Here is a 17,186-nt window from a genome sequence, read left to right on the forward strand (position 1 = left end):
GAAGCCATGGCCCTCATCGCCCTCGCCGCCGACAAGGGTTCCCCCGGCGTCACCACCGCGGCCGTCGCCCTCGCGGCGGTCTGGCCGCGCCGTGTCCTGCTCGCCGAGACCGACCCGGCGGGCGGCGACCTGGTGTACCGGTCCGCCGCCGCGCACGGCGGACCGCTGAACCCCAACACCGGCATGCTGTCGATCGCCGCGACCGCCCGACGCGGTCTCGTGCCCGACCAGCTCTGGGACCACGTGCAGCCGCTCAGCGGCGGCCTGGAGGTGCTGGTCGGACTCGGCATCGCCGAGCAGGCCGCCGGGCTCGCGGGCCTGTGGCCCACGCTCGGCCGGGCCTTCGCCTCCCTCGCCGACTCCCCGAACGCGCCCGCCGACGTCATCGCCGACTGCGGACGCGTCAGCGGGGACTCCCCGGTGACCGAGCTGTTCCCGCACGCCGCCCTCGTCCTCCTGCTGTCCCGCACCGAGCCGGAGGCCATCGCCCGGGTCCGCGACCGGGCCGCCGCCCTGTCCAACAAGCTGCACGGCGGACCGCGCGGCGCGTCGAGCCTCGGCCTGCCGCTGGTCGGCGTCGTCCTCGTCGCCGACACCAACAACGCCGCCAAGCTCTCCGGCCAGGTCAACGACATGCTGGTGCACGCCCAGACCGGCGCCCGCGTGGTCGGCACGATCGCCGACGACCCGGCCGGTGCCGACCAGTTGGCCGGGCGCAGGCGCGGACGGCTGGAGAAGTCGCTGCTCATCCGGTCGGCCCGCAAGGTCACCTCGGACCTGTACCAGCAGTTCGGCGCCGCATGGTCCATGCCCACCGGTCCCGGACCCGTTCCCGGTACCGGTACCGGACCCGCGGGTCACGCCGGTCCCGGTTCGGCGGGTCCGGCCGGCATGTCCGGCCACGCGGGGGCCGGCCGATGACCGCTGTCGACCACTCGTTGGTCAAGCGGTTCCGGCAGGACGCCGGTGACCGCATCGCCGAGCAGCGCCGCCAGGACCAGGCGGCCGGCGTCCCCCCGATGTCCACCGAGGACGAACGGCACTACGCCCGCGCCGTCATCGCGCAGATACTCGAGGAGTACGCCCGCGCCGAGATCAACGCCGGGCGCACGCCGCCGGACGCGGAGACCGAGGAGGCGTACGCGGCGGCCGTGCACGCCGCGCTGTTCGGCGTAGGGCGGCTCCAGCCGCTGCTCGACGATCCCGAGGTCGAGAACATCGACATCAACGGCTGCGACCACGTCTTCGTCGGCTACTCCGACGGGCGCGAGGTGCGCGGCGAGCCGGTCGCCGAGACCGACGAGGAACTCATCGAGCTGATCCAGATCCTCGGCGCCTACTCGGGCCTGTCCTCCCGCCCCTTCGACTCCGCCAACCCGCAGCTCGACCTCCGGCTGCCGGACGGTTCGCGTCTGTCGGCGGTCATGGACGTCGCCCGGCGCCCGGCGCTGTCCATCCGCCGCGCCCGCCTGGGCAAGGTCTTCATCTCCGACCTGGTCGGCAACGGCACCCTCACCCCCGAGCTGGGCCACTTCCTGGCCTGCGCGGTCCGGGCCCGCAAGAACATCATGATCGCGGGCGCCACCAACGCCGGCAAGACGACGCTGCTGCGCGCCCTCGCCAACGAGATCCCGCCGAACGAACGCCTGATCACCGTCGAGCGCGCGCTGGAACTCGGCCTCGACACCTTCCCCGAACTCCACCCCAACGTCGTGGCGTTCGAGGAGCGGCTGCCCAACTCCGAGGGCCAGGGCGCCATCACCATGGCGGAACTGGTCCGCCGTTCCCTGCGTATGAACCCCTCCCGCGTCATCGTCGGCGAGGTGCTCGGCGACGAGATCGTCACCATGCTGAACGCGATGTCGCAGGGCAACGACGGCTCGCTCTCCACGATCCACGCCAACAGCTCGCACGAGGTCTTCAACCGCATCTCCACGTACGCCCTCCAGGCGACCGAGCGGCTGCCGATCGAGGCCAGCCAGATGCTGGTGGCCGGCGCCGTCAACTTCGTCGTCTTCGTCCAGCGGCGCAACGACTTCCACAGCGGCGGCCGCCTCCAGCGCATGGTCACCTCGGTCCGCGAGGTCAACGGCGTCGACGGCCGCGTGCTGTCCAGCGAGGTGTTCGCCGAGACCGCCGACGGCCAGGTCGTCCCGCACGCCCCCATCGCCTGCCTGGAGGAACTCATCGCCCACGGCTACCGGCCCAACGGAACGTGGGGGTGAAGGGGCAGATGGAGATGACGATCCCCGCGACCCTGACGATCCCCGCGACCCCCTCGAACACGACGCTCGCGGCACTGGACTCGCTCGGTTCCATGGGCGGGCTGTTCTCCGCCACGGTCCTGTACGCCCTCGGCTGCGGCGTCGCCGTCGGCGGCGGCCTCGCCCTGTTCCTCGTCGCCGTACGCGGACTGCCCGCCAAGCCCGAGCACGAGAAGCGGCAGGCCAGTGAGCGCGTCAACGAGCTGATCCGCTGGGCGGGCCGGCGCGGCTCCGCCGCGGTCATCGTCGGTCTCGTCGTCCTGCTGCTGACCCGCTGGGCGGTGCTCGGCATCGCGGCCGGTGTCCTCGTCTTCTTCTGGGACCGCCTCTTCGGCGGCGCCGCGGAGGAACGCGCCGCCATGAAGCGGGTCGAGGCGCTCGCCTCCTGGACGGAGTCGCTGCGCGACACCATCGCGGGCGCGGTCGGCCTGGAGCAGGCCATTCCCGCCTCGGCCCGCGCCGCCGCCCCGGTCCTCCGTCCCCACCTGGACGCCCTCGTCGACCGGCTGCGCTCGCGCACCCCGTTGCCCGACGCGCTCCAGCACCTCGCCGACGAGATCGACGACGCGTCCGCCGACATCATCGTCGCGGCGCTGATCCTCAACGCCCGGCTGCGCGGCCCCGGTCTGCGCCAGGTCCTCGGCGCGCTCGCCAAGTCGGCCCGCGAGGAGGTCGACATGCGCCAGCGCGTGATGGCCCAGCGCGCCTCGACCCGCCGCTCCGTGCAGATCGTCGTCGCGGTGTCGGTGCTCTTCGTCCTGGGCCTGTCCATCTTCAACCGGGACTTCGTCGAGCCGTACGGCTCACCCGTCGGCCAGCTCGTCCTGGCCTGCGTGTGCGGCCTGTTCGCCCTCGGCTTCTGGTGGATGCGCAAGCTGTCCACCATCGAGACGCCGGACCGCTTCCTGGTCCGTGACAGCTCCGACGTCCAGTTCGTCCGGCCCCGCACCCCGGGACAGCCGGGCACCCCGGGCCGGCCGGGGCAGCCCGTACAGCGCCTGCCGCAACCGGCACAGCCGTCGCCGGCGTCTGGGGACGAGGGGGGACGACGATGAACCTGACAATGCCGGTCCTGGTCGGTGCCGTCATCGGCCTGGGGATCTACGCCCTGGTCCGCGCCCTGGTGCCGAGCAGGCGCAGCCCGGTCCAGCAGGTCGCCCGGATCGACGCGATGCGGGCGCGCGGGGCGGCGTACGCGTCCTCGTCGTCGCGCACGGCGCAGAGCACCGGCCGTCTGGACTCGCTGCGCGCCCGGATCGGCGCCCGGGTCGCCGAGTTGTACCTGCAGCAGGGCTGGCAGCAGCGCTCGCTGCGGGCGGACCTGGCGGTCCTCGACCGGAGCTGGGAGAAGTTCCTGGCGACCAAGGTGCTGCTGGCCGTGGGCGGTCTGTTCTTCGGCCCGCTCCTGTTCGCCATCGTCTGGCAACTGGGCTTCGGCGACAGCCCGGTCATCCCGGTCTGGCTGGCCCTGCTCTGCGCCGCGCTCTTCTTCTTCCTGCCCGACCTGGAAGTACGCCGGGACGCCGCCGACAAACGCCGTGACCTGCGGCGCGTGATCGGCGCCTACCTGGACCTGGTCTCCATGAGCCTGGCCGGCGGCCGGGGCCTGCCGGAGGCCCTGATGGCGGCGGCGGAGGTGTCGGACGGCTGGGCGACCCACCGCATCCGCAACGCCCTGGCCGACGCGCGCATCACGGGCATCAGCCAGTGGCAGGCGCTGGGCCAGCTCGGCGAGGACCTGGGCGTCGAGGAGCTCAAGGACCTCTCCGCCTCGCTCGCCCTGGTGGCGGACGACGGCGCCAAGGTCCGCGAGTCCCTGGCCTCCCGGGCCGAGACCATGCGCCACCGCGAACTCGCCGAGATCGAGGGCAGCGCGGGTGAGAAGTCCCAGTCGATGCTCGTGGCCCAGCTCCTGCTGTGTGCCGGGTTCCTGGTGTTCCTGATCTACCCGGCGGCGATGCGGGTGTTTCAGGTGTGACTCAGCTCTTCCAGCTCCGAGCCGCTTCCAGAATCTGATTCGAGAGGACACATCACCATGAACGGACGGAACTTCCGCACCGGTATCCCGGCCGTGGACTTCCTGGTCACCTTCCTCCAGGGCCGCGTGCAGCGCGCCCGCTCCGGCGAACTCGACCGCGGCGCGTCCGCCGTCGAGTGGGTGATCATCTCGGCGGTCGTCGTCGCGATCGTCGGCGTCGTGGCCGCCATCATCAGCCAGGCGCTGGACAAGGGCGCCACCAAGGTCGGCGACTGCATCGAGGGCGCCGACGCGAGCGGTACCTGCTGAGGCCGAGCGGACGTACGGGGTAACGGGGATGCGGGCAAGCGTGCTCGGACGGGTGCGCCGCAGGGTGGAGGCCGCGCGTGCGGCGGCGGCCACCCGCGGCGATTCCGGCATGACCGCGATCGAGTTCGTGTTTCTCACGCCGGTCCTGTTCTTCATGATCTTCGCGACGGTGCAGTTCGGCCTGTACTTCTTCGCCGACCACGTGGCCCAGGCGGCGGCCCAGGCGGGCGCCCGCAAGGCCCGCGCCACGGCGCACGACCAGCCCGGCGGCTGGCGGGGCGGGGCGCGGGACGTGGTCGACAGCTACATCCGCCAACTGGGCCCCCAACTGGTCCTGGCCCCCGACGTGAAGACGCTCCAGCCCGAACAGGACACGGTCGGTGTGGAGATCACGGCCCGGGTCCCCACGGTGTTCCCGGGCCTGGACCTGACGGTGCACGCGCAGTCGATGGGCCCGGTGGAACGGTTCGTGCCGGAGGGAGGGAACTAGATGACCGCCCTCCGCTCCCGCACCGGGCCCGACACCCGGACGTCCGGCACCGACGACCGGGGCCTGTCCACCATCGAGGTGGTGATTCTCGCCCCGGTGATGATCCTCTTCATCCTCGTCCTGGTGGGCTTCGGCCAGCTCGTCGAGGGCCGCGGCGCCCTGGACGGTGCCGCCCGGGACGCGGCCCGCGCGGGTTCGATCCAGAAGGACCACGGCACGGCGATGGCAGAGGCGAGGAAGGCGGCCCGGGCCGACCTGGCGGACGTCTGCTCCGGCCCCGTCTCCGTCGTTCAGAAGAGCGCGGGCTTCGAACCGGACACGCTCTTCACGGTCGAGGTCAGTTGCGAGGTGCGGGGCCTGTCGATGATCGGCCTCGACATCCCCACCACCCTCTCGGCGAGCTTCAGCTCCCCGCTGGACCCGTACCGGAGGACGGCGTGAGATCCCTCGTCGGCTCCCGTGCGCGGGCGTGGTTCGCGGACCGGACGGCCCGCCTGGACGACCGAGGCTCCGGCGCCGGCGCGGTCATCATCTTCGCGCTGGTCTTCCTCGCCCTCTCGGCCTTCGTCATCGACGGCGGCATGTCCATCTCCAAGCGCGAACGCGCCGCGGACATCGCCGAACAGGCCGCCCGCTACGCCGCCCAGGACATCGACCGCGAGGCCCTCTACGACGACGTGGGCGGCCCCGCCCCCATCAACTACGAGAACTGCGACGCCCGCGTGAAGGCCTTCGCCGCCGAGATGGACATGACCGGCGCGGACATCGCCGCGACCCACTGCGTGGCCGCCGACGCCGGACGCGTGCAGGTCGAGGTCCAGCTCACGTACTCCCCGGTCTTCACGGGGGCGTTCTACGGCGGCGCGGTGGTGGTCCACGGCCGTGCGGTGGCGGAGAACGAGGTGGGCTGACCGATGCCGCTGCGACCGCGACCGCTGCCCCTTCCCACCAACGGAGGTACGACCCCCATGCGCACACACACGACGACCGCGACCGCTGCCGCCGCCCTGACGACGGCCGTGGCCCTGCTGCTGACCGCCTGCGGCGGCGGCTCGGACTCCTCCGGCGACTCGGGCAAGGACGAGATCGCGGGCGCGGACACGGGGTCCTCGGCACCGGCATCGCCTTCGGCGTCCGCGAGCGGGGGCGGGGACGGGGTGGACCGGCCCACGGTGCGACTGCCGGAGGGCGACAGCCTGGTCTTCGACCCGGAGAGCACGGGTGATGCCAAGACGGATGCCGTACTGAAGGACAACGCGGAGTACCTCCGTGCCATCGACGAGGCGATCGGCAAGCAGGACCCCAAGTCCGAGGCGGTGGGCTTCTACAGCAAGGACGCGGCCTTTCTCGGCTCCGTGGAATGGATCAGCGGCTTCGTCAAGGACGGCGTCACCGTCACGGGAACCGTCCGCTACTTCGATCGCAAGGTCACTTTCAGCGAGGACGGCTCGGCGGGGTTGGTCTACTGCGCCGACGAGTCCAAGGGCTACACCAAGGACACAAAGACCGGGAAGGTCAACGTGACCGAGGCCACCAAGCAGTCGTACGTCCTCTACAACGACCGCCTGAGGAAGAACGACAAGGGGGTCTGGCAGACGACGAAGAGCAGTTCCGAGCGTGGAAGCGAGGTATGCCAGCCATGAACCGCGTCACCAGGACCACCGCCCTCGGCGCCGCCGTCGCTGTCCTGATCACTCTGCAGGCCGCGCCGCTCGCGTGGGCGGACCGCACCACCTCGAGTGGCAACAGCAAGGACGCCGACGGCGGCCGCAGCGGCCGCAACATCTACGTGCAGACCAAGGTGCAGACGACCGTCAACGGCAGCAGCCGCACTGCGAAGAGCGTCACACTCTCGTCGGTGAACAGCAACTGGACGCCTCCCGCCTGCTGGTACGAGCCCGCCTTCTCCCCCAAGGAGATCCAGGAGACCGTCAAGTTGTGGCGAGGGCTCAGCGGGCTGCCGCTCGTCGGCGGTGTCGGAGACCTTGTCGGCGACCTGTTGGACAGCCGGTACAAGGACGGCAAGCCGTACAAGGACTACAACCTCGACAAGCAGGGCGAGGGGATGTTCTGGGCCGCCGCGGTCAACCCGAACCGCAAGGACGACCCCGAGGCCAGCGCCTGCGACAAGCCCCCGTTCTGGGTGGACAACGGCACCACCCCCGACGAACCCCTCGCCGTGTCGCCGAAGATCCTCGCCGAGTACGCCTACGACGAACTCCCGGTCCCCGGCACGGAGATCGAGATGCGCCCGGCCGGCGCGACGAAGGTGAACCTCCCCACCTGGATCTGGCTGGACAGGGCGACGTTCAAGAAGATCTCGGTCACCGCCAGCCTCCCGGGCACCGGCCTCTCCGCCACCACCACCGCTGAACCCGTCTCCCTGCACATCGACCCCGGCACGCGCGACGCCCGAACGTACCCGGCGTCCGGCGAGTGCCGGATCAACGGCGACGGCAGCATCGGGGCGCCCTACGCGGACGGCAAGGCGAACGCCACCCCGCCCTGCGGCGTCACGTACCTGCGCTCCTCCGGCTCCGGCGGCTCGTACCCCTTGCGGGCCACCGTCACCTGGAAGATCACGTGGACCAGCACCACGGGTGAGGGCGGCGGCCTTCCCGACGGCACGTTCGGCGCGACGCAGGACGTGATGGTGCAGGAGATCCAGTCGGTGAACCGCTAGGACACGGCACTCGCGTTCCACATCGCCGAGTAGGAGCCGCGGCGGACGAATACGGGGGCGGTGGCGCTACGTGCCGCCGCCCTTCCCGCCCCGCTTGTCCTCCGTCTTCACGGCGTCGTTGACCTGCTTGGTGAGGTCGTCGTCGAGCTTCTTGAACTCGCGGACCACCGCGTCCGACATGCTGGCGAGGGCGTCGAGCTGCTGGCTGATGTCCTCGCGGCCGTCCTCCCAGTTGGACTCGAAGTCGTCGAGGGCGTCGTTGACGCTGCCGTCGCCGATGTCGTCCTTGTAGGACTCGAAGAGCTTCTTCGTGTGGTTCAGCCGCGTCTTGAGCGACCGCAGCCGGCGCCCGTAGTCCTCCAGCTCGGTCAACGGCAGTGCGAGGTCGCTCTTGCCCATGGCCCGAAGTCCTCTCTGCGGTTCAGACGAAACGGAACGTGCCGGTCACAGCGTCGAAGATGTCGTGGAACGCCTCGGTGAGATCCAGCACCGGGCTGGCTCCGGAGACGAGGACGACCTGGTCGGTGGTTCCGGGGACGGGGATGTACGTCTGCGTCAGCACCATACGAAGCGTACGGCTGTCACCGGGCGCCACGGGTACGTCCTCCACGCCGTACGTCCGCGCGGCCGGGCCCACTTCGGGGATGCCGACAGTCGTCACCTTGCGCCAGGCGTCGCCTTCCCGGCGGGCGGTGATCGTGCGCAGGCTCTCGGCGATGGCGCGAGGGTCGGTGGACAGGGCGATGCCCTGCTTGTTCTTGGCACCGAGGACGGAGACGGTGACGGTCGCGGAGAGTGGGACGCCGACCCCGGGCGGCCGGAGCCGCCCGGGAATCTGGACGCGCTCACGGACGCGGAGGAGGGCCGCGGCCTCGGGCTCGTGCGGGCGTGCGCCGACCTGTGGGGGTGGCAGCCGCTGGCCAGGGCGGGAACCGGGGCAAGTACGTGTGGTGTGACCTTGTCGCGGCGTAGCGCGTTGATCACGTCGTACAGAGGGGAGAGCTGATGGTCGGCTCGTCGCACGAGGCGCTGCACCGGGTCTTCCAGAAGGACCCGGCGTTGCTGACCCGGGCGTTCCAGAAGGTGCTGCGCGTTCCTTTCCCGGAGCCGCGTGAGTTCGCGGTCCTGAACGCCGACGTCACGGAGATCGAACCCGTCGAACGGCGCGTGGACACGCTGATGCGGGTGGAGACGGACGATGGGGCTTACCTCCTCGTCGTCGAGGCGCAGGGGAAGCAGGACGAGAGGAAGCGTGGCAGTTGGCCGTATTACCTCGCGTACCTGTACGAGAAGTACCGCTGTGAGCCGGTGCTCGTCGTGATCACGCAGAACAGCACGACGGCACGCTGGGCGGCGCGGCCCATCCGGCGGGGGTTGCCCGGCTGGGAGTCGCTGACTGTGCGGCCGTTGGTGATCGGCCCGGACAACGTGCCGGTGATCGCGAGTGAGCGGGATGCCGAAAGGGATGTTCCGCTGGCCGTTCTGTCGGCCATGACACACGGACGAGGCGCACAGGCTGCCGCCATACTGGAGCCGTTGGCTTTCGCTCTGCGGACCGTCGACGGCGAAAGCGCCGCGGTGTTCGGACAGCTCGTCGAGTCATGCCTGGCCGATTACCGGGCCAAGGAGATCTGGAGGGACCTGATGTCGGAGATCCGCTACTTCTTCAACAACCCGGTGGCCGAGAAGGTGCGTGAGGAAGGACGGGAGGAGGGTCGGGAGGAGGGGCGGCTTGAGGACCGGGCCGGGATGACCCTCCGGATTCTGGAGTGGCGGGCCATCCCGGTGTCCGAGGCCGTGCGGGAGCGGGTGCTTGCCTGTTCCGACCTCGATCAGCTCGAAATCTGGGCCCGCCGTGCGGTGACCGCCGAACGGGCCGAGGATCTGTTCAGCGGTTGATCGACTGGAACTCAGATCTCCCGGGTGATCGAGGCATTCGGCTGGTACGCCTCGCCGTTCGACGCGCGGAGGTAGCGGATGCCACAGGGCGGGGTCTGGTCGGCCTTGCCCTTCGGGAACGGCGTACCGCTGGAGCCGTCGGCGTGGATCTAGCGGGCGTCTCCACCCACAGCCCGGTGACCGGCAGATCGGCCCGGACCTTGACCTTCTTGAAGGTGCCCTTGTCCAGCCAGACGCAGGTGGGGAGATTGACGGTGGACTTCGTCTGGGGCTTCAGCTCGACCTTGGTCTTGGGTACGTCGATCTGGTCGTACGCGTAGGCCGCCGACGTCTCCGGGGTGGGGGCGGGGGATCGTCCGGGGTCGTGTCGGCGTCCCGCCAGAGCGTGACGCGGCCGCGACAGGGAACGAAGCTACCAGGAGCGCGTGCGCGGCGTCTGGCAGGATTTCGGAGATTGTGTGCGGTGTGTGAAGGGGGGTCTCGGGCTCGCCGCAGGGGTGGGCAAAGGGCGTGAAACGGGCGGGTGTTGTGATGTGGGCCTCCCTCGCCCCTTCGCCGCCGCCGGTGGGAGTCCATAAGATCTCGGTAGGCTCAGCACACCCCTTTTGCCGGACGCCCCCGCGGCCTTCGCCGCCCACGACCACGACCCAGGACTCCGCCCATGCCGCGACGCCGCACATCAAGCTCCTCCAGCTCGACGGCTCCCTCGGCACCCTCCGTTCCGAGGAACCGCACGCCGCAGCCCGTGCGGGTGCGGCGGCGGACGTTCGGGGACTTCGTCAAGGCGTTCCTGGCCTTCGTCGTGCTGCTCGTGCTGGTCGCCGGGGTGCCCCTCGCGCTGGCGACCCAGATCGGGTGGCCGTTCCCCGACGGTGCGCCCGGGCTCGACTGGCTGCAGCGCGAGATCACCGTGCAGACCTTCCTGCACATCCTCACCGTCGTCGTCTGGCTCGCCTGGGCGCAGTTCACCGCCTGTGTGCTCGTCGAGGTCAAGGCCGCGGTCTCCGGTGTCGGCGTGCCGGGGCGGGTGCCGGGGTCGGGGCCCAGTCAGCTCCTCGCCCGGCAACTCGTCGCCGCCCTGCTCCTCGTCGGTGCCACCGCGGCGAGCCTCACGCCGGGGCTGTCGCAGCTCGGGCAGAGCCTGGAGGGCAACCAGAAGCCGGCCGTCGCCGCGGCCCAGCAGACGCCGGGGCTCTTCGCCCAGCAGCAGGAGCAGGCGGCCGCCACCGCGGGCGCCCTCGCCGAGCAGGCCGGGCAGGCGGGACAGGCCGCGGCCCGTGCCGACGGGGGCGCGGCCGCCGCGCACGGCGACACGAAGTACTACCGCATCCAGCCGCCCGAGGGCCGTCACCACGACTCCCTCTGGGAGGTGGCCGAACGGCACCTCGGCGACGGGCGGCGGTACAAGGAGATCTTCGAGCTGAACAAGGACCGGGTGCAGCCCGACGGGTCCCGACTGTCGGAGGCCTCCCTCATCCGTCCCGGCTGGATCATGGAGATGCCCGGCGACGCCCGCGGCGGCGAGCTGGTCGAGATGCCCGACGAGGCGCCGAACGTCTCCGAGCAGGTGCAGCAGCAGATCAGCGACTACGCGAAGACGGGCGACCACGCCCAGGGCGGCGGGAACGCCCAGGGCGGCGGGGACGCGCAGGTGTCCCTGCCGGAGCAGCGGCCGGCGCCCACCCCCGCGAACCCGGTCACCCCGGCCACCCCCGTCCCCGGCCCGGGGCAGGAGCACGCCACCCCCGCCGCCGGACAGGCCGGGGACTCCTTCGGGCTGCCCGAGGCGCTGCTCGCCGCGCCCCTCCTCGCCGCCGGTCTCCTCGGTGCCCTCGGGCGGCGGCGCCGGCAGGCGCTGTGGCAGTCGGCGCTCGGCGCGGTCGGCGGACGGCGCGGCATGGAGCCGCCGACGCCGACCGGTGACGCCCAGGACGTGCAGGACGCGCTGCTCGTCGGCGCCGACCCGGAGGGCGTACGCCTGCTCGACCGGTCGCTGCGCGGGCTGGCCGCCTCCCTCACCGCGGAGTCCCGGCCGCTGCCCGTCGTGTACGCGGCCTGGCTGAGCGGCGACGGCGACCTGCACCTCCAGCTCGCCCAGCCCGCCGGGAAGCCGCCCGCGCCCTGGCAGCAGGGGCAGGACCAGACGTTCTGGATGCTCGCCCGCGCCGACGCCGAGGGGTACGAGGACGCGGAGACCGCCGCGCCCTACCCGGGGCTCGTCAGCCTCGGCACCATGGACGACTCCCGGCTGCTGCTCAACCTGGAGGCGGTGCCCGGCATCGTCTCGCTCAGCGGCACCGAGGCCGACCGGGCCGCCGTGTTCGCGTCGGTCGCCGCCGAGCTGGCCACCAACGGCTGGTCGGACCGCATGACCATCACCCTGGTCGGGTTCGGGGACGACCTCACGCCCCTCGCACCGAACCGGATCCGTCACCTCGACGGGTTCGAGGACCTCTTCGAGACCATGTCCGCCGAGACCCGGCAGCGGCGCGGCGCGCTGGGCGCCGCCGGGCACGACTCGGTACTCACCGGCCGTACCGGCCCCGCCCAGCACACGCGTTGGGCCCCGCACCTCGTCCTGTACGCCGCCCAGCCCTCCGACGAGCAGGCCGTGCAGCTCGCCGAGCTGGCCGCCGACGCGGGGCGGCTCGGCATCGGCTACCTCGTCGGCACCGGCGGCGCCGATCTGCCCGGCGCCGCCTGGGAGATGGAGATCACCGGCGAGGGGCGGCTGCTCGCGCCACTGCTCGGGCTCGAACTGGACGCCCAGTTGCTGCCCGCCGCCCAGCGGCGTGCCGTCGTCGAGCTGTTCACGGACGCCGATCCGGACTCCGGCCCTGGTGCCGGTCCCGGCTCCGGACCCGAGGGCGGGCCCGGGCGGGCGGGCCACACCCCGCCCTTCCTCGTCGACATCAGCGAGCAGGGACGGCCCGCCGTGTACGCCCGCCTCGTCGGGTCGTACGAGATCATCGGCCTGGACGCACCCGACGGCGAGCGCAGCGCCCTGCTCCACGAGGCGCTGGCGCTGCTCCTGCTGCACCGCGAGGGCGTCCACCCGCGCGTGCTGTCCTCCGCGCTGTGGCCGCGCGGCGTCACGGCGGACGTGCGCGACGCACTGCTGGAGCGGCTGCGGGCCTGGCTCGGCACCGACCCCGACGGCACGCCGCGGCTGGCCGCCGACGCCACCGGACGGCTCACCCTCGCCAAGTCCGTCGTCTCCGACCTCGACGTACTGCGCTCCCTCTACTACGAGGCCACGCAGGGCCGGGGCGTCGACAGCCGCCAGGTGCGCGGGCGGCTGCTCACCGACGCGCTGGTGCTGGTGCGCGGGCCGCTGCTCGCCGACCGGCCCGAGGGCCGCTACCGCTGGCTCACCCACGAGATCGTCGACGCCCAGCTCCCGCTGCTCGTCGCGGACACCGGGCTGGCGCTCAGCGAGTTCCACCTGGAGAAGAACCGTGCGGAAAAGGCCATCGAGGCGCTGAACGCGGCCCTGCGCACCGCCCCGGCCGACGAGCGCCTGTGGCACGAACTGCTGCGCGCCACCCACACCACCGGCGACCCGGACCGGCTGCGCGCCCTCGCCGCCGACCTCGTCGCCCGCAGCGGGGCGCGCGGTGTGCCGCCGCGCACCGAGGCACTGCTCGACGAGTTGCTGCCGACCTGGCGCGAGGGCGTCGCCGCCGCCGGATGAGCACGGCAACCGGCCTCGACAGCGACCTCGTGGTCGTCCTCAGCGACCTCGTGGTCGTCCTCGTGGCCGCGCTCTGGGGCGCGGCCACGGGTGCCCTGCTGCCGCGTGCCGCCTACCGGTTCTCCGCCCCGTCCGGGGAGCCGTGGCGCGAGCGGTGCCCGGGCGAGCACCCCGTACGCGGCTGGCTCGGCCGGGCCCGGTGCGGGCAGTGCCCGGCCGACGAGGCGTCCTACGGCCCCCGCACCGCGCCCCTCGCCCTCGTCACCGCCCTCGTCTGCGCCGCCCTCGCCGCCGCCACCGGGACCCGGCCCGAGGTCGCCGTCTGGCTGCTGCTGGCGCCGGTCGGCGTGCTGCTGGCCGCCGTCGACCTGAAGGTACGGCGGCTGCCCGACCCGCTCACCCTCCCGCTCGCCGCCGCCGTGCTCGTCCTGCTCGGCCCGACCGCGCTCGTGCCCGAGCACGCGGGGGAGTGGACCACCGCCCTGCTCGGCGCCCTCGCCCTCGGCGCCGGCTACCTCGTGCTGTTCCTCGTCAACCCGGCCGGCATGGGCTTCGGCGACGTCAAGCTCGCCCTCACCGCCGGAGCCGCCCTCGGCTGGTACGGCTGGCCCACGCTGATGCTGGGCACCTTCGCCGGGTTCCTGCTCGGGGCGTTGTACGGCGGCGCCCTCCTCGTCGCCCGGCGCGCGGACCGCAAGACGGCCATCCCCTTCGGGCCGTTCCTGATCGCGGGCGCCTTCCTCGGCGTCCTGGCCGGGGCGTACGCGGCCTGACCACGAGCGCGCCGAAGGGCTGGCGTACGCTGGTCGCGTCCGTCCACAACCCTTACGAACCTTGCGAAAGGGACGCCGGTGACCGAGAAGGCCGACCTTCAGCCCATCCTCGACCGCGCCGCCGCCGGTGGGCGGATCACCCCCGAAGAGGCGCTCGACCTGTACCGCGACGCCCCGCTGCACGCGCTGGGCGCCGCCGCCGACGCCGTACGCCGGCGCAAGTACGCAGGTACGGAGCACATCGCGACGTACATCATCGAGCGCAACATCAACTACACGAACGTGTGCGTCACGGCGTGCAAGTTCTGCGCCTTCTACGCAGCGCCCAAGGACACCAAGAAGGGCTGGACCCGCGACCTCGACGACATCCTGCGCCGCTGCGCGGAGACGATCGAGCTGGGCGGCACCCAGATCATGTTCCAGGGCGGCCACCATCCGGACTACGGCGTCGAGTACTACGAGAAGCACTTCGCCGCCATCAAGAAGGAGTTCCCCGAGCTGGTCATCCACAGCCTGGGGGCGAGCGAGGTCGAGCACATGGCGCGGATCTCGAAGGTGTCGGTCGAGGAGGCCATCACCCGCATCCACGCCGCGGGGCTCGACTCCTTCGCCGGTGCCGGTGCGGAGCTGCTGCCCGAGCGCCCGCGCAAGGCCATCGCGCCGCTGAAGGAGTCCGGCGAGCGCTGGCTGGAGATCATGGAGATCGCGCACAACCTGGGCGTCGAGTCCACCTCCACCATGCTCATGGGCACCGGCGAGACCAACGCCGAGCGCATCGAGCACCTGCGCATGATCCGGGACGTGCAGGACCGCACCGGCGGCTTCCGCGCCTTCATCCCGTACACCTACCAGCCCGAGAACAACCACCTGAAGGGCCGCACCCAGGCCACGCTCTTCGAGTACCTGCGGATGATCGCCATCGCCCGCGTGTTCCTGGACAACGTCGCCCACATCCAGGGCTCCTGGCTGACCACCGGCAAGGAGGTCGGCCAGCTCTCCCTGCACTACGGCGCCGACGACCTCGGCTCGATCATGCTGGAGGAGAACGTCGTCTCCTCCGCCGGAGCCAAGCACCGCTCCAACCGGATGGAGATCATCGACCTGATCCGGAAGGCGGGACGCGTGCCCGCCCAGCGGGCCACCACCTACGAGCACCTCGTCGTGCACGACGACCCGGCCAACGACCCGGTCGACGAGCGTGTCGTCTCGCACATCTCCTCCACGGCGATCGAGGGCGGCACGGCGCATCCCGAGCTGAAGCTGCTCGCCTCCAACTGACGCCGCCGTGCTGACGATCCACGTTGCCGACGCCTCGCCCGAGGCGGCCGTCGTGGTCGACGGCGCGCAGCTCGCCGCCGTCGGCCCGTACGAGGCGCTGGCCGCCGGCCACCCGCGGGCGCGGGTGCGCCGGTGGCCCGGCATCCTGACGCCCGGACTGCTCAACCCGTACGGCCCGGAACTGCTGGAGCAGGCGTACCACCCCGACCCGCGCGAAGCGGACCGGCTGGGCACCGAGCCGATCTTCGGGGAGCGCGGGCTCGCCCTCCTCGGCGCGAACCCGTCCGCGCGGGGCGCCAGCGCACGCCGAGGGGTGCAGCGCATGCTGGCACACGGCACGGTCGCCGTCGCCGGAGAGCTGCGGGGCCGCGCGGCCCTGGACGCGGTGCGCGGAGCGGGCCTCGCCCTGGCGGGGCGTCCGTCCGGTCTGCCCGGGCCCGCGTCCTTCTCGCCGGTGCCGCTGGTGCTGCTTCCCGCGCTCGCTGCCGGGAAGCCCGCCCGGTTCGCGGTGTTCGACGTACCCGACCGGGCCGCGCTCGTGCGGGACGGCGCGTCCACCTGCGTCGCCACCGTCGTGGGCGGCCGTCTGGTGTACCGGGGGCGCTGACCGCGCGGCTCCGGCGGCTCGTCCTACGGGCCGGGCCGGCCTACGCGCCGAACGCCGTCCCGAACGCCCCGTCCTCCTGCGCCACGCCGCTGCACGCGGTGAGCGCGTCGGTGGCCGACGCGTCCGCGGCGCACTGCCTGTCCCGGAAGGCCGCCCACGCCGACACCCAGGCGATGCCCTTCTCCTCGGCGAACGCCCGGACCTCGGCCGCGTCGCCGAGCGTGAACGTCTCCCCGGCGACGTCGTTGACGCCGAGCATCGAGGTGAGGGCCATGCCCCGCCAGGCGTCCGCGCCGGAGGTGCCGAAGACGTCCATGAGCTGGGCGTGCGCGGCCTTCGCCGAGGCGAGGGCGTAGCCGCCCATGTCGTCGGTGTACGACTCGCCGTAGTTCATGGTCATGAGGTTGACCGTGGCGACCCGCACACCGTGGTCGTTGGCGGACGCCAGCAGCGCCAGGGCGTCGGAGTCCAGGCCGGCGGGCATGACCGGGAGGGTGAAGGAGACCTCCAGGTCCGCCCGTTGCTCCTGGAGCAGCGCGATCGCCTCCGAGCGCAGGGCACGCGAGTCGGCGTCGGCCAGCTCGTCGCCCTCGACGTCGAAGTCGGCCCGGGTCGAACCGGCCGCGTCCAGGGCGGCTCCGTACGCCTTCGCCAGTGCCGGGGCGCTGTCGCAGGCCGCCGCCAGCTCGGTGCCGGACGCGCCGCCGAAGGAGACGCGGACGGCGGCGCCGGACGAGGTGAGCTTCTGCACGCGGGAGGCGACGGAGGCGTCGTCGACGTCCTGGACGCCGTTCCAGCGAGGAGTGCAGCCGTCGTCCGCGCCGGACGCGATGACGAACGCCAGGTTGTACGTCGCCGGGGAGCCCGCCGTGTCGGTGGCGGACGCGGTGGTGGCGCTGACGTAGGGGGCGTAGGCGGTGGTGGTGGCCGGTGCGGACGACTCGGACGGCGCGGCGGGGGCCGCGTCGGTGCCGGTGTCGTGTCCCGCGCAGCCCGCGGTCGCCAGGGCCAGCAACAGGGCGCACCCGGCTGCCGCGTTCCGGTGAACCCTCATGAGCGCACCCTCCCGTTCTCGTCGTCGGACCAGCGAAGGTGCCACGCCTTTCTGGGACTTCGCTGAGGAAAGGGCGCCGTCCGGTTCCGTCTGCCGGGAAGCGCACAGGAACGGCCGCTTCTCACCGGGATCTCTCAAGGAACTGCCAGTTCGCGAC

17 protein-coding genes and 3 pseudogenes are annotated in these 17,186 nt (G+C 72.2%); 16 read left to right on the top strand and 4 right to left on the bottom strand.

Annotated elements, in window-relative coordinates; translation table 11 throughout:
- Positions 1-6: 6 nt before the first annotated feature.
- The 10 genes from IG88_RS0118960 (at position 7) to IG88_RS0119005 (ending at position 7,724) form a co-directional block, all read left to right on the top strand.
- Positions 7-921: a hypothetical protein gene (locus IG88_RS0118960; protein ID WP_031042293.1), complete on the top strand. Its 915-nt coding sequence runs from the start codon at positions 7-9 to the stop codon at positions 919-921.
- Positions 918-2,225, top strand: a complete 1,308-nt coding sequence (locus IG88_RS0118965; RefSeq protein WP_031042296.1) for a CpaF family protein — start codon at positions 918-920, stop codon at positions 2,223-2,225. Before IG88_RS0118960 ends, IG88_RS0118965 begins: the two co-directional genes overlap by 4 nt.
- A 92-nt stretch (positions 2,226-2,317) precedes the next feature.
- Entirely contained in the window at positions 2,318-3,319 is a 1,002-nt protein-coding gene (locus IG88_RS0118970) for a type II secretion system F family protein (protein ID WP_031042299.1), read from the top strand.
- Positions 3,316-4,242 (top strand): type II secretion system F family protein, encoded by a 927-nt coding sequence (locus IG88_RS0118975; protein ID WP_031042302.1) that lies wholly within the window; start codon positions 3,316-3,318, stop codon positions 4,240-4,242. The genes IG88_RS0118970 and IG88_RS0118975 overlap by 4 nt, the downstream gene beginning before the upstream one ends.
- 57 nt (positions 4,243-4,299) lie before the next feature.
- Positions 4,300-4,551, top strand: coding sequence for a hypothetical protein (locus IG88_RS0118980; protein WP_030401704.1), 252 nt, complete (start codon positions 4,300-4,302; stop codon positions 4,549-4,551).
- 28 nt (positions 4,552-4,579) lie between these two features.
- Entirely contained in the window at positions 4,580-5,041 is a 462-nt protein-coding gene (locus tag IG88_RS0118985; RefSeq protein ID WP_031042305.1) for a TadE family protein, read from the top strand.
- On the top strand, positions 5,042-5,482 hold the full coding sequence (locus IG88_RS0118990) for a TadE/TadG family type IV pilus assembly protein (RefSeq protein WP_031042308.1): 441 nt from the start codon (positions 5,042-5,044) through the stop codon (positions 5,480-5,482). It abuts the gene before it with no gap.
- On the top strand, positions 5,479-5,952 hold the full coding sequence (locus IG88_RS0118995) for a pilus assembly protein TadG-related protein (RefSeq protein ID WP_031042311.1): 474 nt from the start codon (positions 5,479-5,481) through the stop codon (positions 5,950-5,952). The genes IG88_RS0118990 and IG88_RS0118995 overlap by 4 nt, the downstream gene beginning before the upstream one ends.
- A gap of 57 nt (positions 5,953-6,009) precedes the next feature.
- Positions 6,010-6,684: a hypothetical protein gene (locus IG88_RS0119000; RefSeq protein ID WP_031042313.1), complete on the top strand. Its 675-nt coding sequence runs from the start codon at positions 6,010-6,012 to the stop codon at positions 6,682-6,684.
- Positions 6,672-7,724, top strand: coding sequence for a hypothetical protein (locus IG88_RS0119005; protein ID WP_031042316.1), 1,053 nt, complete (start codon positions 6,672-6,674; stop codon positions 7,722-7,724). The genes IG88_RS0119000 and IG88_RS0119005 overlap by 13 nt, the downstream gene beginning before the upstream one ends.
- A 66-nt stretch (positions 7,725-7,790) precedes the next feature.
- On the opposite strand, the gene IG88_RS0119010 is transcribed toward IG88_RS0119005, so the two are convergent.
- Positions 7,791-8,123 carry a hypothetical protein gene (locus IG88_RS0119010; protein WP_031042319.1) on the bottom strand — a complete coding sequence of 111 codons (333 nt, stop codon included), beginning with the start codon at positions 8,121-8,123 and terminating at the stop codon, positions 7,791-7,793.
- Between the two features lie 22 nt (positions 8,124-8,145).
- Positions 8,146-8,529 (bottom strand): annotated as a pseudogene (locus tag IG88_RS0119015) (hypothetical protein); the annotation flags it as partial.
- Between IG88_RS0119015 and IG88_RS45305 the strand changes: the two are divergent.
- Both IG88_RS45305 and IG88_RS0119020 read left to right on the top strand, forming a co-directional pair.
- Positions 8,515-8,696, top strand: a pseudogene (locus IG88_RS45305) (ATP-binding protein); the annotation flags it as partial. The pseudogenes IG88_RS0119015 and IG88_RS45305 overlap by 15 nt on opposite strands.
- A 33-nt stretch (positions 8,697-8,729) precedes the next feature.
- Entirely contained in the window at positions 8,730-9,623 is an 894-nt protein-coding gene (locus IG88_RS0119020) for a hypothetical protein (RefSeq protein WP_031042324.1), read from the top strand.
- 14 nt (positions 9,624-9,637) lie between these two features.
- Here the strand turns inward: IG88_RS0119020 and IG88_RS45310 are convergent.
- A pseudogene (locus IG88_RS45310) lies at positions 9,638-10,016 on the bottom strand (hypothetical protein); the annotation flags it as partial.
- Between the two features lie 268 nt (positions 10,017-10,284).
- Between IG88_RS45310 and IG88_RS0119030 the strand changes: the two are divergent.
- The 4 genes from IG88_RS0119030 to IG88_RS0119045 all read left to right on the top strand — a co-directional run bounded on the left by IG88_RS0119030 (position 10,285) and on the right by IG88_RS0119045 (position 15,975).
- Positions 10,285-13,317: a bacterial transcriptional activator domain-containing protein gene (locus IG88_RS0119030; RefSeq protein ID WP_031042327.1), complete on the top strand. Its 3,033-nt coding sequence runs from the start codon at positions 10,285-10,287 to the stop codon at positions 13,315-13,317.
- Positions 13,314-14,090, top strand: coding sequence for a prepilin peptidase (locus IG88_RS0119035; RefSeq protein ID WP_037836188.1), 777 nt, complete (start codon positions 13,314-13,316; stop codon positions 14,088-14,090). The genes IG88_RS0119030 and IG88_RS0119035 overlap by 4 nt, the downstream gene beginning before the upstream one ends.
- A gap of 78 nt (positions 14,091-14,168) precedes the next feature.
- A complete protein-coding gene (gene mqnC / locus IG88_RS0119040) occupies positions 14,169-15,368 on the top strand; it encodes a cyclic dehypoxanthinyl futalosine synthase (protein WP_031042332.1) in 1,200 nt (399 codons plus the stop codon).
- Positions 15,369-15,375: 7 nt separating this feature from the next.
- The gene (locus tag IG88_RS0119045; protein WP_031042333.1) at positions 15,376-15,975 is read left to right on the top strand and encodes a hypothetical protein; all 600 of its coding nucleotides are present in this window, start codon (positions 15,376-15,378) and stop codon (positions 15,973-15,975) included.
- 40 nt (positions 15,976-16,015) lie between these two features.
- Here IG88_RS0119045 and IG88_RS0119050 read toward each other — a convergent pair whose 3' ends face one another.
- Complete coding sequence (locus IG88_RS0119050; protein WP_031042334.1) at positions 16,016-17,029, bottom strand: chitinase; 1,014 nt, start codon at positions 17,027-17,029, stop codon at positions 16,016-16,018.
- Positions 17,030-17,186: the final 157 nt, after the last annotated feature.

This window comes from Streptomyces sp. NRRL F-5650, assembly GCF_000721365.1.
GTDB lineage: Bacteria > Actinomycetota > Actinomycetes > Streptomycetales > Streptomycetaceae > Streptomyces > Streptomyces ardesiacus.